Source organism: Candidatus Binataceae bacterium, assembly GCA_035294265.1.
Classification (GTDB): Bacteria; Desulfobacterota; Binatia; order Binatales; family Binataceae; genus DATGLK01.
Map to the genome: position 1 here is coordinate 1 of DATGLK010000006.1, position 24837 is coordinate 24837.

Genomic DNA, 24837 nt, shown 5'->3' on the forward strand with positions numbered 1-24837 from the left:
GCGGCGCACCGTGGTCGCATCGAGTACGTCGAACAGGGCATCCGGCGACAAGTCGTCCGGATCCTGCTTGACCGCATCAGCAAACTTTTCTCGCAACGAGCGCAGTCCGAGGTCCGACAGGGCGGCGTCCTGCTTCAGAAAGTACGAAAGCAGGTAGTAAAGATCCCAGAGCGAATTGTTGACCGGCGTTGCCGAAAGCAGGACCAGCGTTTTGGATGGATGGCCTTCGAGCAACTTGCGCAGCGCCTGGGCCCGACGGGTAAGCGGATTGCGGAAGGCTTGAGCCTCGTCAACCACCACCAGGGCATAGTCGTTCGCCTTTTGTTTAAGGTGACCTCGGGTCCCGCCGAGCTGAATATCATCGGCGAGTTCTTCGTAGGACACGCACTCCATGTACAGCGAATGCACGTCTGCGAACCGCTTCCATGTTCCGTCGCGCAGGGCCGCTGGAGCAATCAGAAGCGCCCGCTGGCGCCGGCCCTCGATGGCGTCCTGGAGCAGCTTGCCAGCCACAAAGGTTTTTCCGAGGCCGACCCCATCGGCGATAAGGACGCCGTTGTAGCGATCGCAGATGCGCCTTGCGCGGATGATTCCGTCCGTTTGGAAGGTCGTGAGCTGAATCCGGCCGCTGTCGGCCGCCTCATCCTCCAGTTCGGAGCCGTAACGCTCCCAGAGCACACGCAAGAAAACCAGATATGGGTCGTAAGCCTCAAACCGCGCGGCGTATAGCGCGGCCAGATCATACGAAACGGCCTCCGACCATAGTCGATCGAACCAATCGCGGACCTTCCTGACCGGCGTCGGATCGTAGCGGCCGAGATTCAATTCCAGATTGCTGGTCAACCCGGCGGCGGTGAAATTCGACGAGCCCGAAATTACCCCTTCGTCGCTTGCGAAGAGGAAGGCCTTTCCATGCAGAAATGCCTTTTCGAACCGGCGCACTTCAATCTTGCCGCTCTTCAGGAACTCAAGCAGCTCTGCAAGCGCGCGATCATCATCCGGGGCAAACGGAACCAGGTTGCGGTCGCGCGCCAGCCCCTCGTCATTCTTTCGCAGCTCTTCGCGGACGAGCTTGGCCTCGAGTTTCTCACCTCGCGGCTCACCGGGCATGCGCAGCGGAATCGCCGGCGGCGGCAATGGTTCGGCACCGAGCAGCAGGCGGGTCCTCTCCAGATTCCGGAGTCGATCGGCAAGCATTCCGAAACCTTGCGGGTTGAAATAGCCTGTCGCCACGGAAAGCTCGACTGGCTTCGCATAGGTTTCACGCAGCCAATCAAGATGGCTCCTGAGCGCATCGACCAGCCGCAGTTCCCGGTTATCAACGAACTCAGGCTTGTCCGGAATCTCTAGCGCCGCGGCCACTTCCGAATCGCCCCGCTTGCTATCGAACAGCGGCATCTCCGGCTCGATCAGCGGTATCTGGTGCTCGCTCTTTGCCATCGCGTCCTCGCCTCACGCCTGCGCAGGAGGAGCCGGCTGTCGCCCTTCTTCGGGCGGCGGCCCGCCCCAGATGAGAACGTCGGGGCAAAGATCGGCGCCATTCGGCCATACCACTGTGCCGCCTTCGACGCGGACCTGGGCGAACAGCGCCGGATCCCTCCGAATTTTTTCCAACACCGGCCCCACAAGCAGGCGCGACACATCGCGTTCGATGACCGAGCCATCGGTAAGCGTGAGCCTCAGCTTGAAACCTTCCAGCGGTTGCGCTTCACGAGTTCTCAGAAGAGCCATGGCCTTTAACCTCACTCGAGCGGTTCGATCTCATTCAACGTTTCTCCGGCGCGCGCCCGACCCCAGTCTTCGCGCAGTTCGTCGCGATGCAGCGCTGCCCATTCGACACCAGCGCGAGCGCGCGGCGCGGTGAGCTTCCTCTGAACACGGCCAGAGTGTCGATTTCGATCAATGCTTCATACTCACCGTAAATCGCATGGAAATGCGCCGGCTCATGGTCGCTGTAGAACATGCGGATAATGATTCCAAAAAACCGGCTCAATTCCGGCATCGCTTTGCCTCTGCCGCCGGGCTCATGACTTCTTCTCCCAGGCGTGGAAGTGCTTAAGCGTGGCTTTTAGGCGGTCGGCGTAGTCCCAGCCCTCGTGGAAAGTTTCGAACATGTGCGCGAGTTGCGATTCGGAGAGGCCGTAGAGACGGGCCACGACGGCGTCGAGCTCGTGAATCATGTCCTGCTTTTCGTCGTCGGGGAGCGGTCCGCATTCCACGCCGACCGCTTCCGCCCAACTGCGAAAGCGTTTGTCCGGGCACGCGAGCCGCCCGGCGAGTGCGACGGCTCGTTGCCATAGCGGGTTCTCGCGGCTCGGGCGAGGAATCGGGAGCGGATTCAGCACATGATAGTTAAGGCTCACTTCGACGAACCGTCGCGCGTACCAGTCGAGGGGAAGTGAGCAAAGGACCCCGAGCAAGAACGCCTGATCCTTCTCGTTGCCGCTCGGCCAGAGAAAATACGGCGCCTTGTTCGTGACAAAGACCTTCGGCGGCAGCAGCGCGGCGATGACCGTGCGCCGGTTGGTTCGATTGGTCACGTCGCGGAAGGCGATCCGCGCCGACCAACACGGCAGCGTCTTTGACTCCCGGAACCAGGCCAGCGGGAAGCCGGCGAACGGTGAGCGCGCCTGTCTAGCGCTGCGCTGGCGCTTTGTCTGAAGAACGGGAATGACTTTGTCCGGATCGGCCCACCCGTAATACGAACCGGTGTCGTTAGTCCAAATATCGAACGATTCGCCTTTGAACACCGGCCAGAAGCCATCGGGCGGCTTCTCGCCGAGCTTCATCAGCTTCTTGTCATTGGTAGCGTCAAGCTCTCGGTAGGGCCGCGCACGCCAAGGGTTCGGATCGTCTAAATCGAGTCGCGGCGCCTTGCGAAGCTGCGCGAAGATCTCGCCCGACTCATCATCGGGGAGCAGCGGCAGCGCTGCGGTATCGGTCCATGAAAGGGCCTCATCCATTGCGAACCGCAGCGGTTCCCGCTTCATCCCGTCGGCGTATCTGCCGTAGTCCGCGAAAGGCCCGCGAAGTGGGACCTCGCGTTTTCCATTTGAACCTCTCCGCAAACCCGCGAGAGCGATCGTGTAGCGATGCTCGGCGTCATCGAAGACCCATCCCCCGCGATTTAGAAGAAAGGTAAGGTCGGCGACCGTCCCGTTTGCGAAAAGCTCTTGCCGGAGCCTTTCGCTGCCGCGCGCGGCGAACGCGGAGCGCGGCAGCACCACGCCGATCCTTCCGCCGCGCTCCGTGACTAGATTCCAGAATCGCCAGGCAAACGCCTTGTAAACGTCGGGATCGCCGGTCCCCATGCCCGGAAACGGCCCGCTGGTAAGCACGTGGCGCAAAAGTTCCGCTTTTTCCCGCTCCTCCTCGTACAGGCGGACCAGATCGGGTCGCTCGCGGCGGTACCGTTTTTTCGTCGACTCCTGCTGGCCTTGCGGCAGCGAGTGAAACCCTGGATCGTAGCGGGTCCAGAAGCGATCCTCTTCAACCGTTGCCTCTTCCCACGGCGGATTGCCGATGATCACGTCAAAGCCGGCGCGCTCGCGCAGAAAGACCTCCGGGAAGGCGACTGGAAAATGCAGCGGCGGAATCGCCTCGAGCACTTCGCGCGCCTTCTTGTGCGTGGTCGATCCGGGCAGCCGGTCCAGCCGGTTCTTCCAATGACTCGCTTCACGGTTGACCACACCGCGCACTTCATCGTCGATGCGAGCCGCGGCGAGGATGTCGAAGAGCGCTTCGGCCGGAGCGACAGCCTCGCGGGCTTCTTTAGCGGCGCGGCGGGCGGCTGCGATCTCGGCCGCGTTCGCATCGGAAACCCGCGCCAGTTTCGTCAGGGAGTCGCGCGCCTTCCCGATCAACTCTTCAGTGGAAAGGGCATACAAGTCTCCCGCCATCTCCTTGATGGTAGCTTCGGCTTCCGCAACGGTGGCGATGCCAACCAGGGAGTTGCCCTCGATGAGATTGTGATCCAGGAACGAAAGCGGAAGGCCGGGAACGAAGGTGTGAATCCAGATGCTGAGCCGCGCCAGCTCTACCGCCATTCGGTTCAGATCGACCCCATAGATGCATCGCCGGGCGATCTGACGCCGAAGAAGCTGCGTACCCTCGATCACGACGCCATCGGCAAGTCCCACCTTCTCCAGTTCCGCTTTGGCCGCACCGAGCAATCGGATGAGTTCAGCCGACACGTCAACGAGCGGACGCGCCGTCAGGTAGTTGGAGAATCTGCGTTCGATCCGGTCGATCGCCGCAACCAGGAAATGGCCGGAGCCCATCGCGATATCGGCGACGCGAAAATCGAAGAAAGCTTCGGCAGCGGCGCGATCATCGAGCGCATTGAGGCGCTTAATGTGATCGTCGAGGGCGGGTTCCAGCGCATGGTCAAGCAGATGGTCGACCGCGAAGTGCTTGGTGAAGTACGAGCCGGTCGATTTGCGCGCGCCCGAAGGAGTGTGCGGATAAAGCTCGCCGGCACGCACCGTGATTTCATCCTTGCTGCGCGCAAGGCGATACTCGCCCTTGGACGTAACCGCCAGGTCGGCCGGCGCCACCGAGAGTTCGTTTTCGAGCAACCCTTCGTAGATCGTGCCGAACTCGCGGACGCTCAGGCTGCGAAAATCAACCGGACCCCATCCCTCGGGTGTCTGATCAACAAGCAGATAGAAAAGGACCGGCCCGAAGTCGCGATTGCTGAGCTTGATTTGCGCCAGCGCATGACCGAGCGGAGAAACTTCCTTGTCGCTGAGGAACAAGCCGCCGTTGTAGGCGGGCACCCCCCACTCGGTATGGCCCTGATTGATCGCGTTGAAGAGCTGATTGACCTCTTCCCAAAGCGAGTTCCCGCGGTCGAAAGCGTCACCGCTTTGAATGTCGGCGACGTTTGGGGTCTTGCGAGCCAGCTCAGCGAGCTCCGTCGCCTTATGCTTCAGCGATCGCGTCTCGTACAGGCCGTTGGTGCGGTACGGGAGAAGATCGCGATCTTCGGCGTAGGCGACGAAGAGCAACCGGAAAAGAAGCACCAGCGCCATCTGGTAGGTTTCGGCGAGCTGCTCGGCGTTGGGATGCGTCAATCCGCGCGCGGCGAGCAAAGCCTTGGCGAGGCGCGGAATCGCGTCCTGGTAGACGCGCTCGCGCAGCCGCTCACCGAGATCGGCGGCGAAGCGGTGCGACTGCTCAAGGATTTCCTCGACCGAGCCGCCAGCGCCCAGCGCTGAAGCGGAAAACAGCAACCAGAGATAACCGGCCTCTGCCGATTTCAGAAAGTCGAGGTCGATCTCGACGTACGTTTCAGTTCGGGCACGCTGCCCAACGCCCCGGCCAAGCTCAGTAAGGTAGAGGCGGACCTGCGCTCCGTTGCAAACGATCACGTAGCGAAGCCGTTCCTGATCGGCCACGTTGAGCGCCCAGGTGATCGGTGAATGATCGGAGAAGCGACGGCTAGGCGTTTCCGGTGATTCGTTGCGATCCAAAAAAACAGCGAGAGCGGTTCGCGTGCCAGCCGCACGCAAAATCGAGCCAGGCCCGGCGGTCAAAGGCTCTACACTGAAGCCGAGCGCGCGAAGCAAAGCCTCGCCGCGCTCCTTCAGTAGAGGCGTCGCGCGGGAATTTGCATCCGACCAGTCCGGGCGGCGGCGTACGTCGTGCTCAAGCTGATGGGTGGCGAACAATCCTTCGTTGCGCAGTCCCGCCAGCGATGTCTGGACGTTGGGAATCGCCGCATGAAGGCGGCGCAAGGCGGCATGACGGTCGGGTTCCTCCAACGCAGCGCGGCAAATTCGCTCGACCAAGTCCGGATCGAGGTCCGCGTAGGCGGGCGGTTGATCACCCGCCGGGCCGCAGATCGCGGCGCGACCGTCGTACAGCGCGACGACAAGGAGCGGCGTGGCACGGCCCTTGAGCCGCGCTTTCCAGAGAGTTCGAAGATCGGAAAGCGAGGGCCGATGGCCGACCTCGATGACCGCTACTTCAACCGGCTGCGCGCCCCTGCCGAGCGCCAGCCCTACAGGGTGGAAGGAGCGCGCATCGCCAATCTCAAGGGGCCGCAGGTCATGGTCTTCCAAAAAGTTCATTCGTGTCGACTCAGGCGTGGCCCCTAACCCTTGTGCGAGGACTCGTTCTTGCGCGTCTCATGTTCACCCTGTTTTCCAGACACGGCACCGTCGGCTGCAGGCGCTTGGCTCGCCTGGCCGGGCTCTTCGTTATTTCCGCGGCCGGAATCTTCTGCGAAGGACGTGGTGGCCGGACGATTCGTATGTCGGGAAAGCATGATGCTCTCCTTCAACCGTCCCATCAAAGATTTCATGAGAGCAGGCCTGCTCGGCTTCTTGCCTAACGGTGCGCCTAGCTCCTTGACTAACAATGCAAGATTCCCAAGCCCCATTTCCGCAACCCGTGTTTCAACCTGCCGCTCTTGCCCAGAGCGAGCGAGGTCAATCAGTTCGGTATAAAGGTCGAGCGCCTGTTGGGGCGTGATTGTGGGAGGGCTGTCGTTCAACTGGGGAAGCTTCACGCGCCCAGTTTTCGCAGACGGAAAGGAGCTGGGAAAAAATGCTCGCAGGCGCTTTTCTATGCGACCGAGCTTGCCCGAAACCTCGCGCAGGATTTCCTTCAATTCTCGCATCTCGCCCGCAAGGGCGATTACGTCTTCCTCTTTCGGCGATATATTTTGCTCAGTCATTGTGAAAGGAGCTCCCTGCATTCTTGCCATAAGGTGCGGAAGTCAGGCACCAAGTCCGCAGGCACGCCGCCACCTGTGATTGCTCTCTTGATGCCCACGCGCTCGCGAATGAACGAATCAAAGAAACGGGCCTCTATGTTCTCGCGTTTGGACGCCTCTGAGCAGACCCGGCCTACTTCCCGTATGTAGAAAGCCGATTCATTTGTAGGTCGCCACCGACCTGTGGTTTGGTCACGCCCGAATGTCTTCGTCTTGTTCATGAACACACCGATCTTCGGGAGCGGATGCGGTTCTATTCGCATCTTCAGCGAATTCAGAATCAAGCTCGTACCCCTGGATGCGAAGAAATCAGGGTTCACCGGGATCAGCACCAGATCCGCGCAGGTCAGAACGCTGTAGGAAAGGAGCGTGAACGACGGCGGGCAGTCGAATAGCACGTAGTCATATCTCGGCATTCTCGGGCTGTTCGTGATTTTTCCGATGAGTCTGCGAATGAAATCGCGCATCGACTCGCGGTCGAACACCTCTAATTCCAGCCAGTACAGGTCTTCAACTGATGGAACGAAGTGAAGCTGATCTGAAATTTGATAGATTACGTCGAATCCGATCGGGAAATCGAAATTGGCCCTGGGGCGCGTGAACGCTTCGATGGCGTCAAAGATCGTCTTCTTACGTTGAACTGAAGTCTCGTACCATTTGCCGAAGCGGTCTTCCAGGCGGCCACTGTCCTCGTTTAGCGCGATTGCTTGCGTTAGTGACATTTGCGCATCGAGATCGAACATTAGCACTTTCTGATTTGGAAAAAGGGCCAAGGTATCAGCCATGCACCAGGTGACAGTTGTTTTTCCGACGCCGCCCTTGAAGTTAATTGTCGCTATCAACTTCGGACTCCAATTGGTCGGCATGGTCCGACCCCTCCTTGCCTTTCGCGTTGTTTGCGTCCTCGGAACTGGACGATCGCGGACTGAAGCTCATTTGGAAACCAGCAAGCCCTGAGCTTGTAGCTCCTCTCCCAGCCTCAGAACAGCATCGGCGAGATCGCGATAACGATCGACAGCCAGTGCCAGGCCCTGCTTGCCGGGCAGCCACTGACCGCTGTCGGAGCGGTAGTAGACACGGATGTTGATAATCTTCCGCCCGCGGAAGTCGTCGATGCTGACTCGGACTTCTTCCTTGGAGTTCTTCTCAAACTGCGCGACCAGCTGGCTTGAGTCATCCACCGAAGTTGCCCCCGAGCTTAGTTTTCCGCGGCTGAGGCTTCGCCAGCGAATTTACGAAGATCGTTCATGATCGAGGATATATCGGTCGCCCCTTTTATCGACCGCTCTTCTGCCGGAGTGAGTTTCAGGCCCATCTTTAGCTTGAGGAAGGATGCCGTATCCATTCGATTCTGGCGCCGATTCACCACGTCCGGGCCTGACATCGCGATGCCCTGCCATTCCTTGTTTGTCCTGCGCCAGTCGATCTGGCGCAGTCCTCGAAGGCGCGACTTCCAGTCATCCGGGTACGTCGAAATCAGCGTCTGGCCCATCGAACCAAGAGCACACAACACCACCGCGTGCGAATGGATGAATTCCTGACGAAACTCCATCGGCTTTAGATCGCCGTTCTTGACTTTCTCCCACTCCGGCATGTTCTCGGCTACGCTTTCCCAGAAATCCAGCGCCAGCGCGAGCTTGCGGTCATAGTCGGCGTCAACGACCGATCCGAGTAGCGCATTGACCGCATCGTAAATCGCGGCAAGCGTGAAAAGTTTGGGCGATCGCAGCGCAAGCGATACCCGGTCCTTGTCCACGAATCCCTTGAAGGCCTCGACACGCTCCGTGACGGTCAACGTGATTTGACTCATCAGGTCGCGCTGGTTGTACAGGATATTGAGCGACTTCGAGGTGGTACGCGCCGTGCGGTTGAGGTCAGAAAACATCTGCTGCATCCGGCCAAGATCCTCAAAAGGAAACAGCACCACCGAGATGGTCTCATCGCCAAGCTTGGGGTTCTCCCTCAACGCCTCTTCGATCGCGGCTCGCCGGTGCTGGCCATCGTTGATCACCAGGTCGGCATCGAACGGAATTTCCAGGACTCCAATGTCGTCGCGGCTATCCGCCGCCATGAACTTCGGCTCGCAATCGAACGATGCGGTTAGCGATGAGAACAGATAGCCGTCCTCGTTGTCGAGGATGTACTGCGTGATCTCCGGAATACGGCTCTTTTGGATCACGCGCTGCGCCCGCTGCTCGGGCGGTAGCTCGGCCCAGTCACGAAATCTAAACAGCTTCGGTACGAGGCTGAGCTTCACCATGGTCACGAAATAGTCGCGCTTGCCCATGTGGCCGCGCATCGCCGGAAACGAAAGGATCATCTCGTTCATCGCTCCTTTGAAATTGACACATAGACTGTATAGCGTCCTGTTTCTCTTGTCAAGTGTACAACTCGTCAATCATCGACGTACGTCAACCAACTGCGACTGGAGTTCCAGTAAATTTTCGCTTCTTTAGGAGCGTCGGCTCGACTCAAGCCTAACGTAGGACATAACCCGCCTTCGTTCTCTCTGTTGCGCGGCTCCGCTCAAGTCCGTCGCGCCATCCCTGATCGGGACCGCTCGCGCTTGTCACGGCGGCCTTGAATTGCTGCGCCCCGCTCATTGGTAGCTCCGCTTCGCTTCGCAACCGGATCTCTTTCCTCCCTCGCTTTCAAACAGGGGTGAAGGGCCGAGGGGGAAAGAAAGGTTCGGTTTTTACGAACCAAACCGCCCTGCCGCTTGGACGGAAGCGGGCGAAGGCAAAAGAGGACCAGCGATGCAACGACGTTTCAAATGCGATCCGAAGTGGATCACCGCCAGGTATTCGGCCCGATGCGCGGAGCCGAACACCGCCTTGGCCAGGCGGCGGGTGCTCCAATGTGTCGCGGCCGCGGGCCTGCGCAGTGTCGCGCTCAGCACCGCCTTCTCCCTGGCTGCAGTAATCTGGCGCGGCCGGCCCGCGCGCGGCAGTGTACGCAGCCCGGCCACTCCCGCCTCGCGGTAGCGCCGCCGCCACAGACAAACCGTTCGCTCGGTCACCCCAAGCCTGGCTGCCAGCGCGCGCATGCTCTCGCCGGCCGCGCTGCCCAGCACGATGCGCGCGCGTGGCCAGCGCCTGCGGGATGCTTATCACAATGCGCTCGAGTTCCACGGGTAAGCGCACTGCAGCCCACTTGGCGGCGAAGATGGCGGACCATTTCCCTGCCGTTCCTCTCCGATTCGTTTTTCGTTGACTCTAGCCAAATCGACTAAATTACCAAAATCATTGACATGAGACAGAACAATATAATAGGCTACTTCACTGATGAAGACATTCCGAGAAATCCGGTCTGAGGTTGAAAGGAACTCGGGCATTCGCGCGATCAAGATGGACGATTTACGAAAGGCCATGGGTGCAAAGCCGCCTAAGAAGTTAGGTCGAAACGTGTGCGAGATGATCAGTCAGAATCTGAAAAGCCTGGGACTCGAACACTTCCCGGCGGAATTGCCGGCATCGGCTCCCAAGAAGGTGCTCCTGTTTACGCATAGCTTCCCGGGGTGGGACGTTATTACGGCTCTACTGAATCCAAGCGATGAAGGCGTTGAGGTGATTCGCGAACGTCTGATAAGCGGCAGGAGGAAATAGCCTTGGCAAAGGTCGCGCGCATACATCCCACGAAAAAGGGGACTTGGACTGACATTCGGGCCGAGTTCGTCCGAGTTCAGGAGCTGGCAAGCGCGACCCCGCGGCTGTGGTAACAGGAGGGAAGGCGACGAAGATGGCGGCCGGTGCGCGGGAATATGTTGTTCGAGTGCCGATCGTTCAAACGCCTTTTCGGAGGAGTTCGAGCGTCTCAACTTCGGTCCTATCTAAGGCGGTGCCTGATATCGACGAAGGTTCTTGCGGTCGAACTCATTTGGCCTGACAACCAGAAGGTTAACGGAAAGGTGCTCGTCCGAAAGATGTGCTCGACGCTCGGGTCCGCTAGCGCCCGAAAGCTCTCAAGCGGCGCCAGACCCTACGCGCCTGCGTGATTGAGGAATCCGGTATAGGGAGAGATGACAGATGGCGAAGTATCTGCGGGTCGGGGTTCATCGCTCGAACAGATCAGGCTATACATCCAAAGCTTGGAGCATTCGAAGACAGAAGTCCGTAGTGGTCGTGAAGTGGGGCTCAATCGAAATTCGAGGAGCGGGCCACGGTAGGCGCATCTACTGGGCTAATAAGGCTCAGCAGAGAACGATTCGTTGCAGTTCCGAAAGACGTGCGCTTGCATATGTGAGGAGCGCAACGGCGAAACGTGTCAGCCATCAATACGAGAGACTTCCGGGGAAGGTTCGCATCAGAAAGCGCCTAAGGCGCCGATAAAAGGGGCAGTGCCTTTTGAAAACTGCGACGGCGAAAATCCCAGACGTAGCTGGCCGTGCGTATCGCTGGCGAACCCTCTTGCCGACCCCTCATTTCAGGGTGACAGAACCCAAAGACCGCTTCTCTTGCATCTCAACAGATGGCTGAACAGATGGCTGACCGGACACCGCCCGTCTACGCCCACTTCCCCAGCACGGTTTCCGCGCGTGAGAGGCACCAGATAGGCACCACGGACGATCTTGAGGAGTTGAGCGGGGAAAAAACCCTTGATTTTCTTGGAGCCACCCGTCGGATTCGAACCGACGACCTGCTGATTACGAATCAGCTGCTCTACCGACTGAGCTAGGGTGGCTCAAAAAACGCGAAGCTCAAGAGTAGCCCAGCGCCAAGACGGGCGGAAGAGTATCAAGGCAGGTGCAGTAGAAGGTAGCGGCCGCGGGCTTCCGAGGGCGGATCCCAAGCCATCAGCGGCTCGCGCAAAACCACCCTGCCCCCTACGGCGGCCCGATCCAGGCCACGCGTGATCACCCACAGACCGCCGCGGGCGCGGGCGTACGCCTGCAGGGCGGCAGGATTATCGAATTGCGGGATCGGCTTAGGCATCGCCAAGTAATACACCAGCCCCGGTCCCCATAGACGATAAAGCGCCAGGTCCGCCGGCGCCTGGCTGCCGACCTCGACCCTTACCGCTCGCGCAAAGGCGCGCTCGGTACGATAGGGCTCCGCCGCCGGCATCGCAAAGACAAACAGAAAAAACATCCCCGCGTAGGCGATCACTCCTGTGGCCAAGGCCACGCGGCGCGGCTCGCACTTGAGGCTGGCGCCTACGGCCACGGCTAGCGCGATCAACCATAAGATCGCGAACAGAGCTCGGTCGGGCGAGGCCGGCAGCAGGCGAAGCGAACCTACCCGCCACGATGGCGGCAGCAGGTAGCCAATCCCGCCGATCACAACCCCAAGCATCAGAATAGCAAAGCCTAGCTGCATCAGCCGGCGCGCCATCGGCACCATCGAATCGGCATAGTCGCGCAGGGTGCGCGCCACCAGCAGCGCAGCCGCGGGCAGGATGGGCAACAGGTAGTAGCTGCGACGCGATCGCGACAAGGTGAAAAAGATGAAAGTCGCCCAGAAGTAGGTGAGCACAAATAGTTCGGACTTGATTCCGCCACGAATCGGCTGCTCTGCCAGCCGGCGATGGCGTTGGACCAGCGCAGCAGGTAGAAACAGCGCCCATGGCGCCATCAGGACGAAAATTGCTTCGACGTACAGATAAATCGGACCGCGGTGGTCGAAAGGGGCGAAATAACGCACCAGGTTTTCGCGAAAGACCATGTAGATGCCGGCGTCGGAATGGCTGCGCGCCTGCGAAGCCGCGAACGGCAACCAATAGATCAGCAGGCCCAACGCGATCGCCAGTACGCTCTTAAGGTTGAACAGCCAGCGCAGCCGCCCGCTCAGCCATCGGAGGCGCGCGACGGCAGAGCCCTGCCCCAAATGGCGCCTGAGTTCGGCGCTGCCGGGCTCGATTATCGAATAGCTCCCGCACACCGCCAGCGGCAGGGCGAATCCAATCAATCCCTTGGTTAGTGACGTCAGAGCCATCACGGGCCAAAACAGCATCAGCCACCATCCCTGGGGCCTGGGCCACCCGGCGGCAAACAGCCAAATCGCCGCCAAGGTGCCGGTGACGGTTTCCACATCGGCGGCAGCATGACGAGAGAAAAAGACATAACTGTAACTGGTGGCGAGGATGAGTCCGGCCACGGCCGCGGTACCACGGTCGTAAAGGCGCCGCCCCAGCACCATCAGCACCACTACCCCAAGCCATCCGGCAAGCGCCGAGGGGATGCGCGCGGCGGTCTCGCTGGCGCCACCGGTCAGCGGAGTGGCGGCCAGGATGAGCCAGTAGGAAAGCAGGGGCTTGTCGAAATAAAGGTGCCCGTTGATGGTGGGCCAGAAGTAATTGCCGGTCAGGCGCATTTCGCGCACGATCTCGGCCCAACGCCCCTCCGATGACCAAAGCGCGCGCGCCCCCAGGCGGGCTAAGAACAGCGCCGCCGCGCCAACCATCACACCCGCCGCCGCCCATCGCGCTCGCCACGGGCTGGGCCGCCACAGCCGTTGTTTCAATTCAACCGCAACAACCATCGCGGCGCATTGTAATGATTTCCTCGCCCCAGGTAGAGAGCCCCACCCACGCTGCGCTTGCCGCGCCGTCGGCGGGCCTGTTCGTCACGACCACGACCAGCGCTGGTGGCGCAGTCAAGGCCGCCTGGTCATGGCACGCTGACTGGCCTCCTGGCGCTCGCGCCATTCGTCGATCGATTCAGTGTTGAAACGCCAGTCGCTACCCACCCTGAAGGCCGGTAGCTCGCCGCGCTTGAGAAGCCGATAGATAGTCGAGGGATGGACGTGCAAGTAATCAGACACTTCCTTAACCGTCATTATCTTGGAAGCCATGATAAACTCCTAATTGGCAATATATATGTATAAATATTACCAGGACGGAATTTTCGTGAGGCCTGTGTCGCGGATTAAAGTGTACTGGTTGGGAATGTCACGTAATTCCGCGCTTTGCTGCTTATATAGTTAATTATGCGCGGGCCGCCAAATCAAGTAACTTTTTCTTTATCAATGGATGCATCCGTCTTCGTGAACAAATGCCGCTAAGCAATAGCCTCACGCGCTTGCACCGCGCGCAGGCACGCGGACACTGCCGTCATGGACCAAGTAAAACCTCTCTAATGCGGCTTGGCACTGGCATTTTCGCGCAGGCGGACAAAGCGCCGCCTTCGAACCCGGCGACGACGGCACGCGTGGCGAGGCGGATCCGAGCGTGATACTCTTTGTCACAAATGTCCGCTATCAATGTTACTCCGCCGCCGGCCGGGCTCAAATATGGCCGCGCGCCGAGGTTTTATGAGTGAAAAGTTCTCCTCCCAGCGCCGCCCTAACCGCTTGATCCACGAGCAGAGCCCCTATCTGCGCCAGCACGCCTACAACCCCGTGGATTGGCATCCATGGGGCGAGGAAGCTCTGCGCAAGGCGCGCGAGTCCAACAAACCCATTCTGCTTTCCATCGGCTACGCCGCCTGCCACTGGTGCCACGTGATGGAGCGGGAATCCTTCGAGGACGAGCAGACTGCCGCGCTGATGAATGAACTGTTCGTGCCCATCAAGGTCGATCGCGAGGAGCGGCCCGATCTCGATCAGATATATATGGAAGCGGTGCAAGCGATGACCGGACGGGGCGGCTGGCCACTTACGATGTTTCTGACCCCGGCAGGCGAGCCATTTTTCGGCGGCACCTATTTTCCCCCACAGGAGCGGCACGGCTTACCCGCCTTCACACGCGTGCTGCAGTCGATCGCGCAGGTCTTTCGCCAACGGCCCGACGATGTCGCCCACAACGTGAGCGAAATCGCGCGCGTGCTGCGTGCCTCCAGCGCCTTGGAGGCCATCCCCGCGCGGCTTGACGGCGAGTTGGTAGCGGAGGCCGCGCGCGGCCTGGCCTCGCATTGTGACCAGACCTACGGCGGCCTGGGCGACGCGCCCAAGTTTCCCAACACTTTTGTCTTTTCGCTGTTCCTGCGGATGTTCGACCGGACCAAGGAAAAGGAGTGGGCCACGATGGTCGAGCACACGCTGAGCCAGATGGCGGGCGGCGGTATTTATGATCAGATCGGCGGCGGATTCCATCGCTATAGCGTGGATCGCCAATGGCGAATTCCACATTTCGAGAAGATGCTCTACGACAATGCCCTGCTGGCACGGCTTTATTTGGATGCCGGGCGCGCGCTGGCACGCCCCGACTTCCTGACGGTGGCGCGCGACGTACTGGATTACGTACTGCGCGAGATGCAAAGTCCGCAAGGTGGCTTCTATTCCAGCCAGGACGCCGACAGCGAGGGCGAAGAGGGTAGGTTCTTCGTCTGGACTCAGCCCCAGGTGCGCGAAGTCCTCGATGATGACTCAGCCGCCATCGCCATCGCCTATTACGGTATCGAGGCGGAGGGCAACTTCGAGGACAGCAACGTGCCGCACCGTCCGCTCACCCTGGAGCAAGCCGCCGCGCGCTTCAAGCTGAGTACGGAGGCGATGGGCCGGCGAGTAAGTGAGATTCGCGCCCGCCTGTTCACGGCGCGCCAAGCGCGGGTCCATCCGGCACGCGACGAAAAAATCTTGGCGGCCTGGAATGGCATGATGATCGGGGCCTTAGCCGAGGGCGGATGGGCGCTGGCCGAGCCACGCTATCTTGCAGCAGCGCGGCGTGCCGCCGGCTTTGTCATGTCAACCATGTGGGACGGCACCCGCCTGCATCGTTCCTTCAAAGATGGGGTTACCCGTTTCAACGGCTACCTGGAAGATTACGCCGCGATGGCCAATGCTTTGCTTGACCTGTACGAGGCCAGCCTGGAGCGGCGCTACCTGGAGCAGACGGCGAGCCTACTCTCGGTCGTCATCGATCGTTTCGGCGACGAGCGCGGCGGCTTCTTCTTCACCTCGGACGATCACGAGCGGCTGGTGGTACGGGGCAAGCCGGCCTTCGACGGCTCGACCCCTTCGGGCAACAGCGACGCCGCCCTGGCCCTGTTGCGGCTGCACGCCTACACCGGCGAGGAGCGGTGGTGGAAAGCGGCGAGCGACACGCTGAAATTGTTCGCTAAGCCGATGGCGGAGCAACCCTTCAGCTTTTCTCATATGTTGGAAGTGGCCGATTTCTACGCGCGCCGGGCCACCGAGATTGTCTTGGTGGGCGACCCTACAGCGCCCTCCATCGGCCAATGGCATCGCCGCCTCGGCGCACGCTATTTGCCTAATCGCGCCCTGTTCGTAGTCGATCCCGCCAATCCCGACCGCGGTTTTCTGTCGCCCGCGCTGATCGGCAAGGGCCAGGTTGACGGCCGTCCGACCGCCTACGTCTGCCGCGATTTTACCTGTTCGCCGCCACGCACGACGTGGGATGAGCTGGCGGCCGACCTAAGCTGATCGTATTGTCTATTGCGGCGACTGAGTATCCTGTATCAGGCTTGTTGATGGTCCACGATTTCGCCCGAATAGGGGCAGGCACGCCTGGTATGGCGGTGCTGGAGCCTATTGTAGTTAATCGCCCCGCGCTCAACCTCGGTCCGCTGCTTAAGGTGGTCGCCTTCAACGCGCGTGGTGGGCGCTCCACGGAGTTGCTCGCGCAATGGCTGCGCAAGCCACCCTTGGCGGGTGCGGGGCTAATCCTGCTATGCGAACTGGATTGGCGCTTGCCGCGCTCGGCACAAGTGGAAAGCGCAGCCCGCCTCGCCGACAGCCTCGAGCTGAGCATGGCCTTTGGTCCCGAGTTCGGCTTCGCGCGCCACGGCGAACCAATGGGCAGCTTCTTCGGCAACGCCATCCTGTCGGCCTGGCCTCTGCACGAGGTCAAGGCAATTCGCCTACCGATTTTTTATGATTGGACCCGCCGCCATCTGCCCCGCAACCCGCGTTGGTGGGGTGAGCGGGTGGGACAGCGCGGAGCACTGCGCGCCAGCCTAAGCATCGCGGACAAAAGAATTACCGTCGCAGTGGCTCATCTGGAGAATCGAGCCACCCCGGTGGAGCGCGCCGAGCAGATGCGCTGTATATTAGCGCGGATTCCCGCCACCGGCCCCGCCGTGCTAGGCGGCGATCTCAATACCGTCACTGTCGATTTGCGCAATGCGCGCCAATGCGCGGCATTTTCGCTAAGCTTGCTATGCGCGCCGCGTCGTCTGCGCGAACCACGCCCCTGGGAGCCCCTATTCGCCGATCTGGAGCGCGCCGGGTTCCAGGCGCAAGAGGCCAATCAACCGATGGCGCCGACCTTCACCCCCACCGCGCTGTGGCCACGATGGCTGCGGCCCAAACTGGACTGGCTTGCGGCCCGGGAGCTGGCGGTGATAAGCGGACGCTCGCAGGTCGTATCTGCCTCCTATCGGGGGCGGCGCTTTTCCGACCACGACGCTGTAATGTGCGAAATCGCGCTTTAAGCGCGAGATGGTGATGCAAGGTCGGTCAAGGCCCGATCGCAAAAATTTTAGGCTACGCCTTCCCTCCAGAGTGTCGAGCGCGGGCCAGATATCATCACGGTAGAACGTCTATTCAGTCCAGTCCTAAACGCTCCCGCCCCTCGGGCGAAATCATTTGCGGAGTCCAGGGCGGATCCCAGACCACATCGACGTTGGCTTCGACCACACCTGGCAAATCGAGAATTTTTTGGCGCGCATCCATCGCAATCGAAGTCCCCATCCCGCAACCCTGGGCGGTCAGTGTCATCTTGACTTCCACCGCGTACTGGTTGTTTGCCTTAGGCACCAAGTTAAGTGCATAGATTAGCCCAAGATCCACGATGTTAACTGGAATTTCAGGGTCATAGCAGGTGCGAAGCTGCTCCCAAACCATCGCTTCCAAGTCGTTACCGCCGCTGGCCATCGGCGCGGACGTCACAGCCTCCTTGCCCAAGGCGTCGGCATCACGCCCGGCGATTCGGTAAAGGCCACCTTGAGTGGGAACCTGGATGGTGAAGGAACCACCCAGCGATTGGGTGACGTAAACGTCGGTGCCTGCGGTAAGATGGATTATTTGGCCCGAGGGAATTTGCACCGCTTCACAGTCGCGGTTAAGGGTTACTTGTTCCATGGCAACAATCTCTCCTTAATACGGCCCACTAGCGACGCCGATGCGCGGGGCGAGCGGGTGGCGCGGAACCGACCACGCCGGGGGGTAGGCGGCGCCCGAAGCCCAGCCAGCGTCGGCCAAGATAAAGAATGGCTGCTCGCACAAACAGGCCACCGCCCAGTAAAAGCAAAATTTCCAGCGCGCTTCGCGTGTCCATCGGCTCAGGTGGCCTGCTCGTTTCGTTTATCTTGCAGCCGTCTTTCGCAGTATACTGGTATTGGAGCAATTGAAAAACCGCTTGGATACAGCTGGCTTTGGTCGTGGCGCAGCGAGCAGCGATGGTTAGATTAGAAACGGGTAATAGGAGGTTTGACTCGCAAGAAGGGAACAGCGTAGACTCATACGATTTGAATTGTGAGAAATCGCGCCGGGAAGTTGTGTTCCGCGGCGCGGTGCGCCATTAAGATCAACTTCGCGGTCTTTCACCAGCTTTCGACGGAAAAGGAATGAAAAGCAAATACGAAGGCAAGGATCTGCAGGGGCTGGTCGATTTAGGGCGTGAGCAGGGCTATCTCACGTTCGATCAGGTCAACGACTTCTTGCCCCAGGACGTCGCTTCGCCTGGCGATTTACGCGCCGCGTTGGAGAGTTTCGAGGACATGGATATCAAGGTCCTCGACGAAGTCCCCAGCGAGAATGCCGACAGCGAGCCTGAAGTCGAGTCCAAGGAAGAGCCCGAGGAGGAAGCCGCCGAATCGGTGGGCGAATCCTCCGACCCGGTACGCCTATACCTCAAAGAAATGGGCAACTTCCAGCTCCTGACCCGGGAGCAAGAAGTCGAGATCGCCAAGCGCATTGAGGCGGGCGAAAACGAGGTCGAAGAAGAGGTTCTCAAATCGCCCGTGATGCTGGATTACCTGATCCATCTGGGCGAACGGATCGAGGCGGGCGAAGCCGACCTACGCGACGTCTTCGAGGAAAACGAGGAGCCCGACCCCGACGAAGAGAAGGGGCCAGAGGCCGACGAGGCGCAGCGCGAGCGCTTCCTGGCCTTTACCAAAAAACTCACCAAGCTGCGCGAGAAGCTCAACGAGACCGAAGAAGCGCTGCGCAACAAGCCCGGGCCGCGGCTCAAGCCCAAACTGGAAAAACAGCACGAGCGACTCAAACAACGCGTCAAGGAAGAGCTCCAGGAGATGCAGCTGTCGCCGCGAGTGCGGCTGGCAGTAATCGACGAACTCAAACGCCTGTTGGCCGAGCATAACAAGGACGTCGCCACGATTGCCCGCTACGAGCAGGCCACTGGTCGCAGCAAGAGCCAGCTTCTGCGCGAGGCCAGCGAAGCCGAGGACCGCCGCCATCTGTTGAAAATCAACGGCACGCGCGAAAATCTGCTGGATATCGCCGCGCGCATCCGCGAGGCCCAAAAGCGGATGAAGGAGATCGAACGGCGGGTCAAGGCGAGCGGCGAGGAGCTGGCCCGTTCTATCCAAACAGTCGAAGCCGGTCAGGCCAAGAGCCGGCGGGCCAAGAAGGAACTGACCGAAGCCAATCTGCGCCTGGTGGTAAGCCTGGGCAAGCGCTACACCAATCGTGGGCTGGGCTTCCTGGACTTGATCCAAGAGGGCAACATCGGCCTGATGCGGGCGGTGGACAAGTTCGAGTACCAGCGCGGCTACAAGTTCTCCACGTACGCCACTTGGTGGATTCGCCAATCGATGTCGCGCGCGATCGCCGACCAGGGCCGCACTATCCGCATACCGGTTCACATGGTCGAGACCATCAACAAGCTGCTGCGTGTCACCCGCCTGCTGGTCCAACGGCTGGGACGCGAGCCGGGGCCCGACGAGATCGCGGCGCAGATGGAAATGCCGCTGGACAAGGTCCAGAAGGTGCTCAAGATCGTCAAGGAACCGATCTCGCTGGAAACTCCGATCGGCGATGAAGAGGAAAGCTCGCTAGGCGATTTTGTCGAGGACGAGCTGGCGCCCTCACCCGTGGATGCCGCTATCCACACCAACTTAGGCGAGCAGACCCGCAAGGTGCTCGCTACCCTGACCCCGCGCGAAGAGCAAATCCTGCGAATGCGTTTTGGAATCGGTCAGAAGACCGATTACACGCTGGAGGAAGTCGGCAAACAGTTCGCGGTTACTCGCGAGCGTATTCGCCAGATCGAAGCCAAGGCGCTGCGCAAGCTGCGCACCACCGCGCGCTCGCGCAATCTGGAGGGCTTCGTCGAGCGCGAATAATCAACCCGGGATTGAAGCAAAACGAGCTCCTTCCGAAAGAAGGAGCTCGTTTTTTTATTTTCGCCTACTTCAGGTTGGCAGTGGCAAAATCCCAGTTGACCACGTTCCAGAAGGCCTGGACGTAGGCCGGCCGCGCATTGCGATAATCGATATAATAGGCGTGTTCCCACACGTCGCAGGTCAAAATCGGCGTATCGCTGCGGGTCAGCGGACATTCAGCATTAGGGGTGGAATAGATTGCCAAGCTGCCGTCGCCCTTGCGCACCAGCCAGGCCCATCCGCTACCGAATTGTCCCACGCAGGCATCGGTGAACTGCTTCTTGAACTGCTCGAAGCTCCCAAAGGCCTGCTTGATAGCATCGCCCAGCTTGCCTCCGGGCTCGCCCCCGCCATGCGGCTTGAGGCAGTCCCAGTAAAAGCTGTGATTGAAGTGTTGGGCGGCCTGATTAAAGAGCGCACCCGGCCCGGCTTTGCGGATAATATCCTCCAGCGAAGCCGAGGCGTTGGGGGTGTTGGCAATCAGCTCATTGAGCCGATTGACGTAGGCGGCGTGATGCTTGCCGTGGTGGAACTCCAGCGTCTCCGCCGAAATGTGGGGCGCCAAGGCATCCTTGGCGTAGGGTAAATCTGGCAGTTTAAACGCCATGTTGACCAACTCCTCTGCTCTTTCACTGCTGGCTGGCACCAAGCCCCACCGGACGGCCCACGGCGCGCTGCACTCAAGGCCACAACCACCGTTGAGTTCCCGCCCGTATCGGCTACGTGTGCTGTTTCGATCCCGACGATAAGTACCCGTAGCTCCGGGGTCAAGGCTTAAGAGGCCCGCTCTCCACCCTGGCCGCGGGCGGGCCGCAGGTCGTGGCTTGCGATACTTAGCCTGTTGGGGTACAGGCTGGATTGTGGCGCGCGTAACCTTACTGCGATGCATGTTGCTGAGCTTTGCCTTCGCCTGCTGCGCCCATTCCCCCACTCCCAGCGCGGTTTACGATCGCAATCATGACGGCCGCACCGACGAATGGGTGTACCGGATCGGCGATTCCGAGATTAAACAGGCCTTCGATACCAACCGCGACGGCAAACCCGACGTGATCGACACTTATCGGCACGGACAGCTCGTCCAAGTCGAAAAGGATCGTAATTTCGACGGCCGCATCGATCTGGTCGAGAAATTCGATCAGGGCAAGCTAGCCCAGGTCGCACGCGACGACAACTTCGATGGCAAGCCGGAGACCGTCGAGATTTACCGCCATGGCGTGCTGGCGATGGTCGAGCACGACCCCGACGGTTGCGGAGTCGCGGACAGCGTGGATTATTTCGAAGCAGGCCGCTTGGTACGGACCCAGATTCGCAACAGGCACTAACCCTTCGCTCGCGCTGGCGGGCCGCAGAGCCGGAGCTGCTAACCGCCAGCGATGGCGGCGATTACGAGCAGCGGCTCGACGCCGCGCGCAACTGCGTCCGGTAGCGCCGCCTCGGGCGATTCATGGGATAGATCCTGCTGCGAGGCGAAAAACCTGATGAATGGGCGCCGGCGCTGCGTGACGTGGTCCCGGATGGTACCGCGCAGGACGGGATAAACCTCCTCTAAAACGTCAAGCACCGCGCGCTGCGAGGCAACACCCTCAACGGCAAGTTGGATTTCACCCTCGATTCGCGCCAAGCGGCGCAAATGGCTGGGAAGCACCACCCGGATAGTCATGACATCGTCTGGACCTCCACGCTGAGCACGGGCGGGAGATCCCGTACGATCGGAACCCAATGATCGCCCTCGTCGCTGGAGCAATAAACCTGGCCGCCGCTGGTCCCAAAATAGATCCCGCACGGATCCAGACTGTCCACGGCCATCGCATCGCGCAAAACGTTAACGTAGCAGTCGCGCTGCGGCAGGCCATTGGTGAGTGCTTCCCATTGATTGCCCGCGGTGCGGCTGCGAAAGACTCGCAGCTTACCCTCGGGCGGATAATGCTCGGCGTCGCTTTTGATCGGAACTACATAGACGGTGTCGGGTTGATGGGCGTGAACGTCGATCGCGAAGCCGAAATCGGTGGGCAGGTCGCCGCTGATCTCATGCCAGGAATCACCGCCGTCATCGGAGCGCATCACATCCCAATGCTTCTGCATAAAAAGCACCCGCGGACGCGCAGGATGCATCGCCAGGCGGTGAACGCAGTGGCCTACCTCCGCGTCCTGATCGGGTAGGTAGGGCGAGCGCAGACCGCGGTTGGCGGGCTGCCAGCTAAGCCCGCCGTCCTGGGTGCGGAACACTCCCGCGGCCGAAATCGCAACGAACATACGGGCCGCATCGTGGCCGTCCAAAATGATCGTGTGTAGGCACATCCCGCCCGCCCCAGGCTGCCAGTTGGGGCCCGAAGCGTGGCCGCGCAGTCCCGCCAGCTCCTGCCAGGTATGACCGCCGTCGCTGGAACGGAACAAACCGGCATCCTCGACCCCGGCATAGACCAAATCGGGATCGCTCAGCGAGGGCTCCAGATGCCAGACCCGCTTGAACTCCCACGGCCGTTGCGAGCCATCGTACCATTGATGGGTAGTCAGGGGCCGGCCGTGCTCCGAGGTATCGTAAATGAAGCGGTTGCTCTCTCCCCGTGGCAGCCCTTGGGGCGATTTGGTCACGCCCCCGCCGGGCGCATCCCAGCTCTGACCTCCATCGTCGGAGCGCTGGATCACTTGACCGAACCAGCCGCTGGATTGCGAGACGTAGAGCCGATCGGGGTCGGCGGGCGAGCCTTTCATATGGTAAATCTCCCAGCCTGCGAAGTGCGGTCCCGCCACGCTCCACGCCTCCCGTTTGCCGTCCGCGCTCAGAATGAACGCCCCTTTGCGGGTGCCAACCAGGACCCGTACGTTCATCGCTTCATCCCTCCAACTCTAAGCTTTTAAGGCCACACCCAGCAGCCATTTACCTGTAGCGGCGTGGCGTCTCCCTCCCGCCATCGCCGCTGTACTTCCGCCAGCAGTTGCTCTCGGTTCTTTTCCATCCGCTCCAACAACGCAACAGGCACGGCCGTGGCCTCGTAGCGCGCGCCCCAAATCAACAGATCCAGCAGCACCGGCGCCAAATCGATTCCCTTACGCGTCAGTCGATAATTGAGCCTGCGCCTATCTGCGCGGTCCACTCGTTTCTCGACAATCCCGCTTGCTACCAACTGCTTGAGCCGATCGGCCAGGATATTGGTGGCAATTCCTTCGCCCGATCGCAAAAAGTCCTGGTAGGTTCGAAAGCCTCGGACCATCAGGTCGCGAACAATCAGCAACGACCAGCGATCGCCCAACAGCTCCAAAGATATGCTTACCGGGCATCCCGAACGCGGCTGCGACTCGGCCCTCCTCGCCATGTTTCGCCTAAACCTAATCGGATAACTTGCAAAACACAAGTGGTCTTCCCCCGCGTCATGCCACTGAGCCTAAGCTGCCGGACCAAGCAAAAGATCGAGTTGCGAGCGAGGCTTCTAAAACCTCCCGATTATTGTTAAACGACGATCAGATTCGATTGCGAAACAAGGAGCAGATTTCGATGCTCGCACGAGAGGACAACGAGCTTTTGACCCACGTCGGTGCAGGCACTGCGATGGGTGAATTGCTGCGTCGTTTCTGGATGCCGGCGCTGCTCGAGGAGGAGTTGGCCGAGCCCGACGGCGAGCCGGTGCGGCTGCGCCTGTTAGGCGAAGACCTGCTGGCGTTTCGCGACAGCGCGGGCCGGGTCGGGATCATTGACGCCTACTGTGCCCATCGGCGCGCGCCGCTGTTTTTCGGACGCAACGAAGAATGCGGCCTGCGCTGCGTCTATCACGGCTGGAAGTACGACGTGGCGGGCAATTGCGTGGACATGCCCTCGGAGCCACCGGAGCACGCCTTCAAGCACAAGATCAAGCTGACCGCCTATCGCACGGCACTCCACGGCGGGGTGGTCTGGATATACATGGGACCGCCCGAGCTGCAACCGCAATTGCCGCAGTTCGAATGGTCAACTTTGCCACCGCGCCAGCGCACCGCCACCAAGCGGCTGCAACACTGCAACTGGGCGCAGGCGGTGGAGGGCGGCATCGACTCCAGCCATATCTCCTTTCTGCACAGTCGGGTGGATGGGGTTGGGTTGGAAGCCTCGCTGGGCGCGGGGAGAACGCCATATCACGCCGCCGATCGCCATCCTGTGTTCATCGTCAAAGAAGCGCCTCATGGACTGTTAATCGCGGCCCGGCGCAGTATCGAACAGGATTCCTATTATTGGCGGCTGACCCAATGCCTGCTGCCTTTTTACACCATGATTCCGCCGGTGACCTCGGCCCGTGATTCCAGCGCGGTGCCCTATGCCGGCCACGCCTGGGTGCCGATCGACGATCATACAACCTGGACCTGGACCTTCACCGCCAATCCCCATCGCGAGTTCAGTGACGCCGAACTGGCCTTCCATGGCGGGCGCGGCGGGATGTGGGGTCCGGTGGACGAGCATTACCATCCCTTGCGCAACAAGGAGAACGATTATCTGATCGACCGCAAGCTGCAAAAGACGGTCGAGTTCACCGGCATTGTCGGTATCCCCAACCAGGACAGCGCGGTCCAGGAGGGGATGGGCCCGATTGTCGATCGCAGCCGTGAACGGCTGGGCACCTCCGACACCGCCATTATCGCCTGGCGCCGGCTCATCCTGCGGCTGGCCGAAGAAGTGCGCCAGGGGCAGACGCCGCGCGCGGCGATGCAGGGCGATGCGTATAACGTCCGTTCGGCGTCGGTAATCCTCAAGCGCGAGGTGCCTTACGAGGAGGGCGCCGCCTATCTCATCCCGGGCCGTTCCTCGGCATGCGCGGCCGCTATCGTGGCGCCACCGCGCTCCGCCTGAGCTGCGGACCCCAAGCAACACGCGATGCTGACACACGAGGACAACGAGCGGCTGACG

22 protein-coding genes and 1 tRNA gene are annotated in these 24837 nt (G+C 60.6%); 6 read left to right on the forward strand and 17 right to left on the reverse strand.

Annotation, left to right across the window (positions count from 1 at the left end):
* The 9 genes from VKV28_00630 to VKV28_00670 all read right to left on the reverse strand — a co-directional run.
* The coding region (locus VKV28_00630; GenBank protein HLH75284.1) for a phospholipase D-like domain-containing protein at window positions 1–1440 on the reverse strand (1440 nt) is incomplete at its 3' end.
* A gap of 12 nt (window positions 1441–1452) precedes the next feature.
* A complete protein-coding gene (locus VKV28_00635; protein ID HLH75285.1) occupies window positions 1453–1731 on the reverse strand; it encodes a DUF2442 domain-containing protein in 279 nt (92 codons plus the stop codon).
* 34 nt (window positions 1732–1765) lie between these two features.
* A complete protein-coding gene (locus VKV28_00640; protein HLH75286.1) occupies window positions 1766–2002 on the reverse strand; it encodes a DUF4160 domain-containing protein in 237 nt (78 codons plus the stop codon).
* A gap of 22 nt (window positions 2003–2024) precedes the next feature.
* Entirely contained in the window at window positions 2025–6074 is a 4050-nt protein-coding gene (locus tag VKV28_00645; protein HLH75287.1) for a hypothetical protein, read from the reverse strand.
* 23 nt (window positions 6075–6097) lie between these two features.
* The gene (locus VKV28_00650) at window positions 6098–6682 is read right to left on the reverse strand and encodes a hypothetical protein (protein HLH75288.1); all 585 of its coding nucleotides are present in this window, start codon (window positions 6680–6682) and stop codon (window positions 6098–6100) included.
* Window positions 6679–7587 carry a ParA family protein gene (locus tag VKV28_00655; GenBank protein ID HLH75289.1) on the reverse strand — a complete coding sequence of 303 codons (909 nt, stop codon included), beginning with the start codon at window positions 7585–7587 and terminating at the stop codon, window positions 6679–6681. The genes VKV28_00650 and VKV28_00655 overlap by 4 nt, the downstream gene beginning before the upstream one ends.
* A gap of 66 nt (window positions 7588–7653) precedes the next feature.
* A complete protein-coding gene (locus tag VKV28_00660) occupies window positions 7654–7902 on the reverse strand; it encodes a transcriptional coactivator p15/PC4 family protein (GenBank protein HLH75290.1) in 249 nt (82 codons plus the stop codon).
* A 17-nt stretch (window positions 7903–7919) separates the two neighbouring features.
* Window positions 7920–9050: a DNA sulfur modification protein DndB gene (gene dndB, locus VKV28_00665; GenBank protein HLH75291.1), complete on the reverse strand. Its 1131-nt coding sequence runs from the start codon at window positions 9048–9050 to the stop codon at window positions 7920–7922.
* A gap of 366 nt (window positions 9051–9416) precedes the next feature.
* Window positions 9417–9794, reverse strand: coding sequence for a helix-turn-helix domain-containing protein (locus tag VKV28_00670; GenBank protein ID HLH75292.1), 378 nt, complete (start codon window positions 9792–9794; stop codon window positions 9417–9419).
* Between the two features lie 211 nt (window positions 9795–10005).
* Here VKV28_00670 and VKV28_00675 point away from each other — a divergent pair, with 211 nt between their 5' ends.
* Complete coding sequence (locus tag VKV28_00675; GenBank protein ID HLH75293.1) at window positions 10006–10326, forward strand: hypothetical protein; 321 nt, start codon at window positions 10006–10008, stop codon at window positions 10324–10326.
* A 999-nt stretch (window positions 10327–11325) separates the two neighbouring features.
* On the opposite strand, the gene VKV28_00680 is transcribed toward VKV28_00675, so the two are convergent.
* From VKV28_00680 to VKV28_00690, 3 genes are all read right to left on the reverse strand, one after another.
* Window positions 11326–11401 (reverse strand) — tRNA-Thr (locus VKV28_00680).
* Window positions 11402–11454: 53 nt separating this feature from the next.
* Window positions 11455–13197 (reverse strand): glycosyltransferase family 39 protein, encoded by a 1743-nt coding sequence (locus VKV28_00685; GenBank protein HLH75294.1) that lies wholly within the window; start codon window positions 13195–13197, stop codon window positions 11455–11457.
* 114 nt (window positions 13198–13311) lie between these two features.
* Window positions 13312–13509: a helix-turn-helix domain-containing protein gene (locus VKV28_00690; GenBank protein ID HLH75295.1), complete on the reverse strand. Its 198-nt coding sequence runs from the start codon at window positions 13507–13509 to the stop codon at window positions 13312–13314.
* 459 nt (window positions 13510–13968) lie between these two features.
* Between VKV28_00690 and VKV28_00695 the strand changes: the two genes are divergently transcribed.
* Complete coding sequence (locus VKV28_00695; protein HLH75296.1) at window positions 13969–16038, forward strand: thioredoxin domain-containing protein; 2070 nt, start codon at window positions 13969–13971, stop codon at window positions 16036–16038.
* A gap of 89 nt (window positions 16039–16127) precedes the next feature.
* Entirely contained in the window at window positions 16128–17048 is a 921-nt protein-coding gene (locus VKV28_00700; GenBank protein HLH75297.1) for an endonuclease/exonuclease/phosphatase family protein, read from the forward strand.
* A gap of 112 nt (window positions 17049–17160) precedes the next feature.
* Here the strand turns inward: VKV28_00700 and sufT are convergent, their stop codons facing one another.
* Window positions 17161–17697 carry a putative Fe-S cluster assembly protein SufT gene (gene sufT, locus VKV28_00705; protein HLH75298.1) on the reverse strand — a complete coding sequence of 179 codons (537 nt, stop codon included), beginning with the start codon at window positions 17695–17697 and terminating at the stop codon, window positions 17161–17163.
* A gap of 485 nt (window positions 17698–18182) precedes the next feature.
* On the opposite strand from sufT, the gene rpoD reads away from it, so the two are divergent.
* A complete protein-coding gene (gene rpoD, locus VKV28_00710) occupies window positions 18183–19925 on the forward strand; it encodes an RNA polymerase sigma factor RpoD (protein HLH75299.1) in 1743 nt (580 codons plus the stop codon).
* 64 nt (window positions 19926–19989) lie between these two features.
* Here rpoD and VKV28_00715 read toward each other — a convergent pair whose 3' ends face one another.
* Entirely contained in the window at window positions 19990–20571 is a 582-nt protein-coding gene (locus VKV28_00715; protein ID HLH75300.1) for a superoxide dismutase, read from the reverse strand.
* A gap of 253 nt (window positions 20572–20824) precedes the next feature.
* On the opposite strand from VKV28_00715, the gene VKV28_00720 reads away from it, so the two are divergent.
* Window positions 20825–21286 (forward strand): hypothetical protein, encoded by a 462-nt coding sequence (locus VKV28_00720; protein HLH75301.1) that lies wholly within the window; start codon window positions 20825–20827, stop codon window positions 21284–21286.
* A gap of 38 nt (window positions 21287–21324) precedes the next feature.
* On the opposite strand, the gene VKV28_00725 is transcribed toward VKV28_00720, so the two are convergent.
* Genes VKV28_00725 through VKV28_00735 form a run of 3 tightly spaced genes read right to left on the reverse strand, consistent with a single transcriptional unit; the run spans window position 21325 to window position 23278 of the window.
* Window positions 21325–21624: a MoaD/ThiS family protein gene (locus VKV28_00725; protein HLH75302.1), complete on the reverse strand. Its 300-nt coding sequence runs from the start codon at window positions 21622–21624 to the stop codon at window positions 21325–21327.
* Window positions 21621–22793, reverse strand: coding sequence for a hypothetical protein (locus VKV28_00730; protein HLH75303.1), 1173 nt, complete (start codon window positions 22791–22793; stop codon window positions 21621–21623). The genes VKV28_00725 and VKV28_00730 overlap by 4 nt, the downstream gene beginning before the upstream one ends.
* A 26-nt stretch (window positions 22794–22819) precedes the next feature.
* On the reverse strand, window positions 22820–23278 hold the full coding sequence (locus tag VKV28_00735; protein HLH75304.1) for a helix-turn-helix domain-containing protein: 459 nt from the start codon (window positions 23276–23278) through the stop codon (window positions 22820–22822).
* Window positions 23279–23457: 179 nt separating this feature from the next.
* On the opposite strand from VKV28_00735, the gene VKV28_00740 reads away from it, so the two are divergent.
* Window positions 23458–24780 carry a Rieske 2Fe-2S domain-containing protein gene (locus tag VKV28_00740; protein HLH75305.1) on the forward strand — a complete coding sequence of 441 codons (1323 nt, stop codon included), beginning with the start codon at window positions 23458–23460 and terminating at the stop codon, window positions 24778–24780.
* The last annotated feature ends 57 nt before the right edge of the window (window positions 24781–24837 follow it).

Excerpts from the sequence above, each read along its gene's own strand:
- VKV28_00635 (HLH75285.1), bottom strand. The coding sequence starts at position 1,731 with ATGGCTCTTCTGAGAACTCGTGAAGCGCAACCGCTGGAAGGTTTCAAG.
- VKV28_00640 (HLH75286.1), bottom strand. The coding sequence starts at position 2,002 with ATGCCGGAATTGAGCCGGTTTTTTGGAATCATTATCCGCATGTTCTAC.
- VKV28_00645 (HLH75287.1), bottom strand. The coding sequence starts at position 6,074 with ATGAACTTTTTGGAAGACCATGACCTGCGGCCCCTTGAGATTGGCGAT.
- VKV28_00650 (HLH75288.1), bottom strand. The coding sequence starts at position 6,682 with ATGACTGAGCAAAATATATCGCCGAAAGAGGAAGACGTAATCGCCCTT.
- VKV28_00655 (HLH75289.1), bottom strand. The coding sequence starts at position 7,587 with ATGCCGACCAATTGGAGTCCGAAGTTGATAGCGACAATTAACTTCAAG.
- dndB (HLH75291.1), bottom strand. The coding sequence starts at position 9,050 with ATGAACGAGATGATCCTTTCGTTTCCGGCGATGCGCGGCCACATGGGC.
- VKV28_00675 (HLH75293.1), top strand. The coding sequence starts at position 10,006 with ATGAAGACATTCCGAGAAATCCGGTCTGAGGTTGAAAGGAACTCGGGC.
- VKV28_00685 (HLH75294.1), bottom strand. The coding sequence starts at position 13,197 with ATGGTTGTTGCGGTTGAATTGAAACAACGGCTGTGGCGGCCCAGCCCG.
- VKV28_00690 (HLH75295.1), bottom strand. The coding sequence starts at position 13,509 with ATGGCTTCCAAGATAATGACGGTTAAGGAAGTGTCTGATTACTTGCAC.
- VKV28_00695 (HLH75296.1), top strand. The coding sequence starts at position 13,969 with ATGAGTGAAAAGTTCTCCTCCCAGCGCCGCCCTAACCGCTTGATCCAC.
- VKV28_00700 (HLH75297.1), top strand. The coding sequence starts at position 16,128 with ATGGCGGTGCTGGAGCCTATTGTAGTTAATCGCCCCGCGCTCAACCTC.
- sufT (HLH75298.1), bottom strand. The coding sequence starts at position 17,697 with ATGGAACAAGTAACCCTTAACCGCGACTGTGAAGCGGTGCAAATTCCC.
- rpoD (HLH75299.1), top strand. The coding sequence starts at position 18,183 with ATGAAAAGCAAATACGAAGGCAAGGATCTGCAGGGGCTGGTCGATTTA.
- VKV28_00715 (HLH75300.1), bottom strand. The coding sequence starts at position 20,571 with ATGGCGTTTAAACTGCCAGATTTACCCTACGCCAAGGATGCCTTGGCG.
- VKV28_00725 (HLH75302.1), bottom strand. The coding sequence starts at position 21,624 with ATGACTATCCGGGTGGTGCTTCCCAGCCATTTGCGCCGCTTGGCGCGA.
- VKV28_00730 (HLH75303.1), bottom strand. The coding sequence starts at position 22,793 with ATGAACGTACGGGTCCTGGTTGGCACCCGCAAAGGGGCGTTCATTCTG.
- VKV28_00735 (HLH75304.1), bottom strand. The coding sequence starts at position 23,278 with ATGGCGAGGAGGGCCGAGTCGCAGCCGCGTTCGGGATGCCCGGTAAGC.
- VKV28_00740 (HLH75305.1), top strand. The coding sequence starts at position 23,458 with ATGCTCGCACGAGAGGACAACGAGCTTTTGACCCACGTCGGTGCAGGC.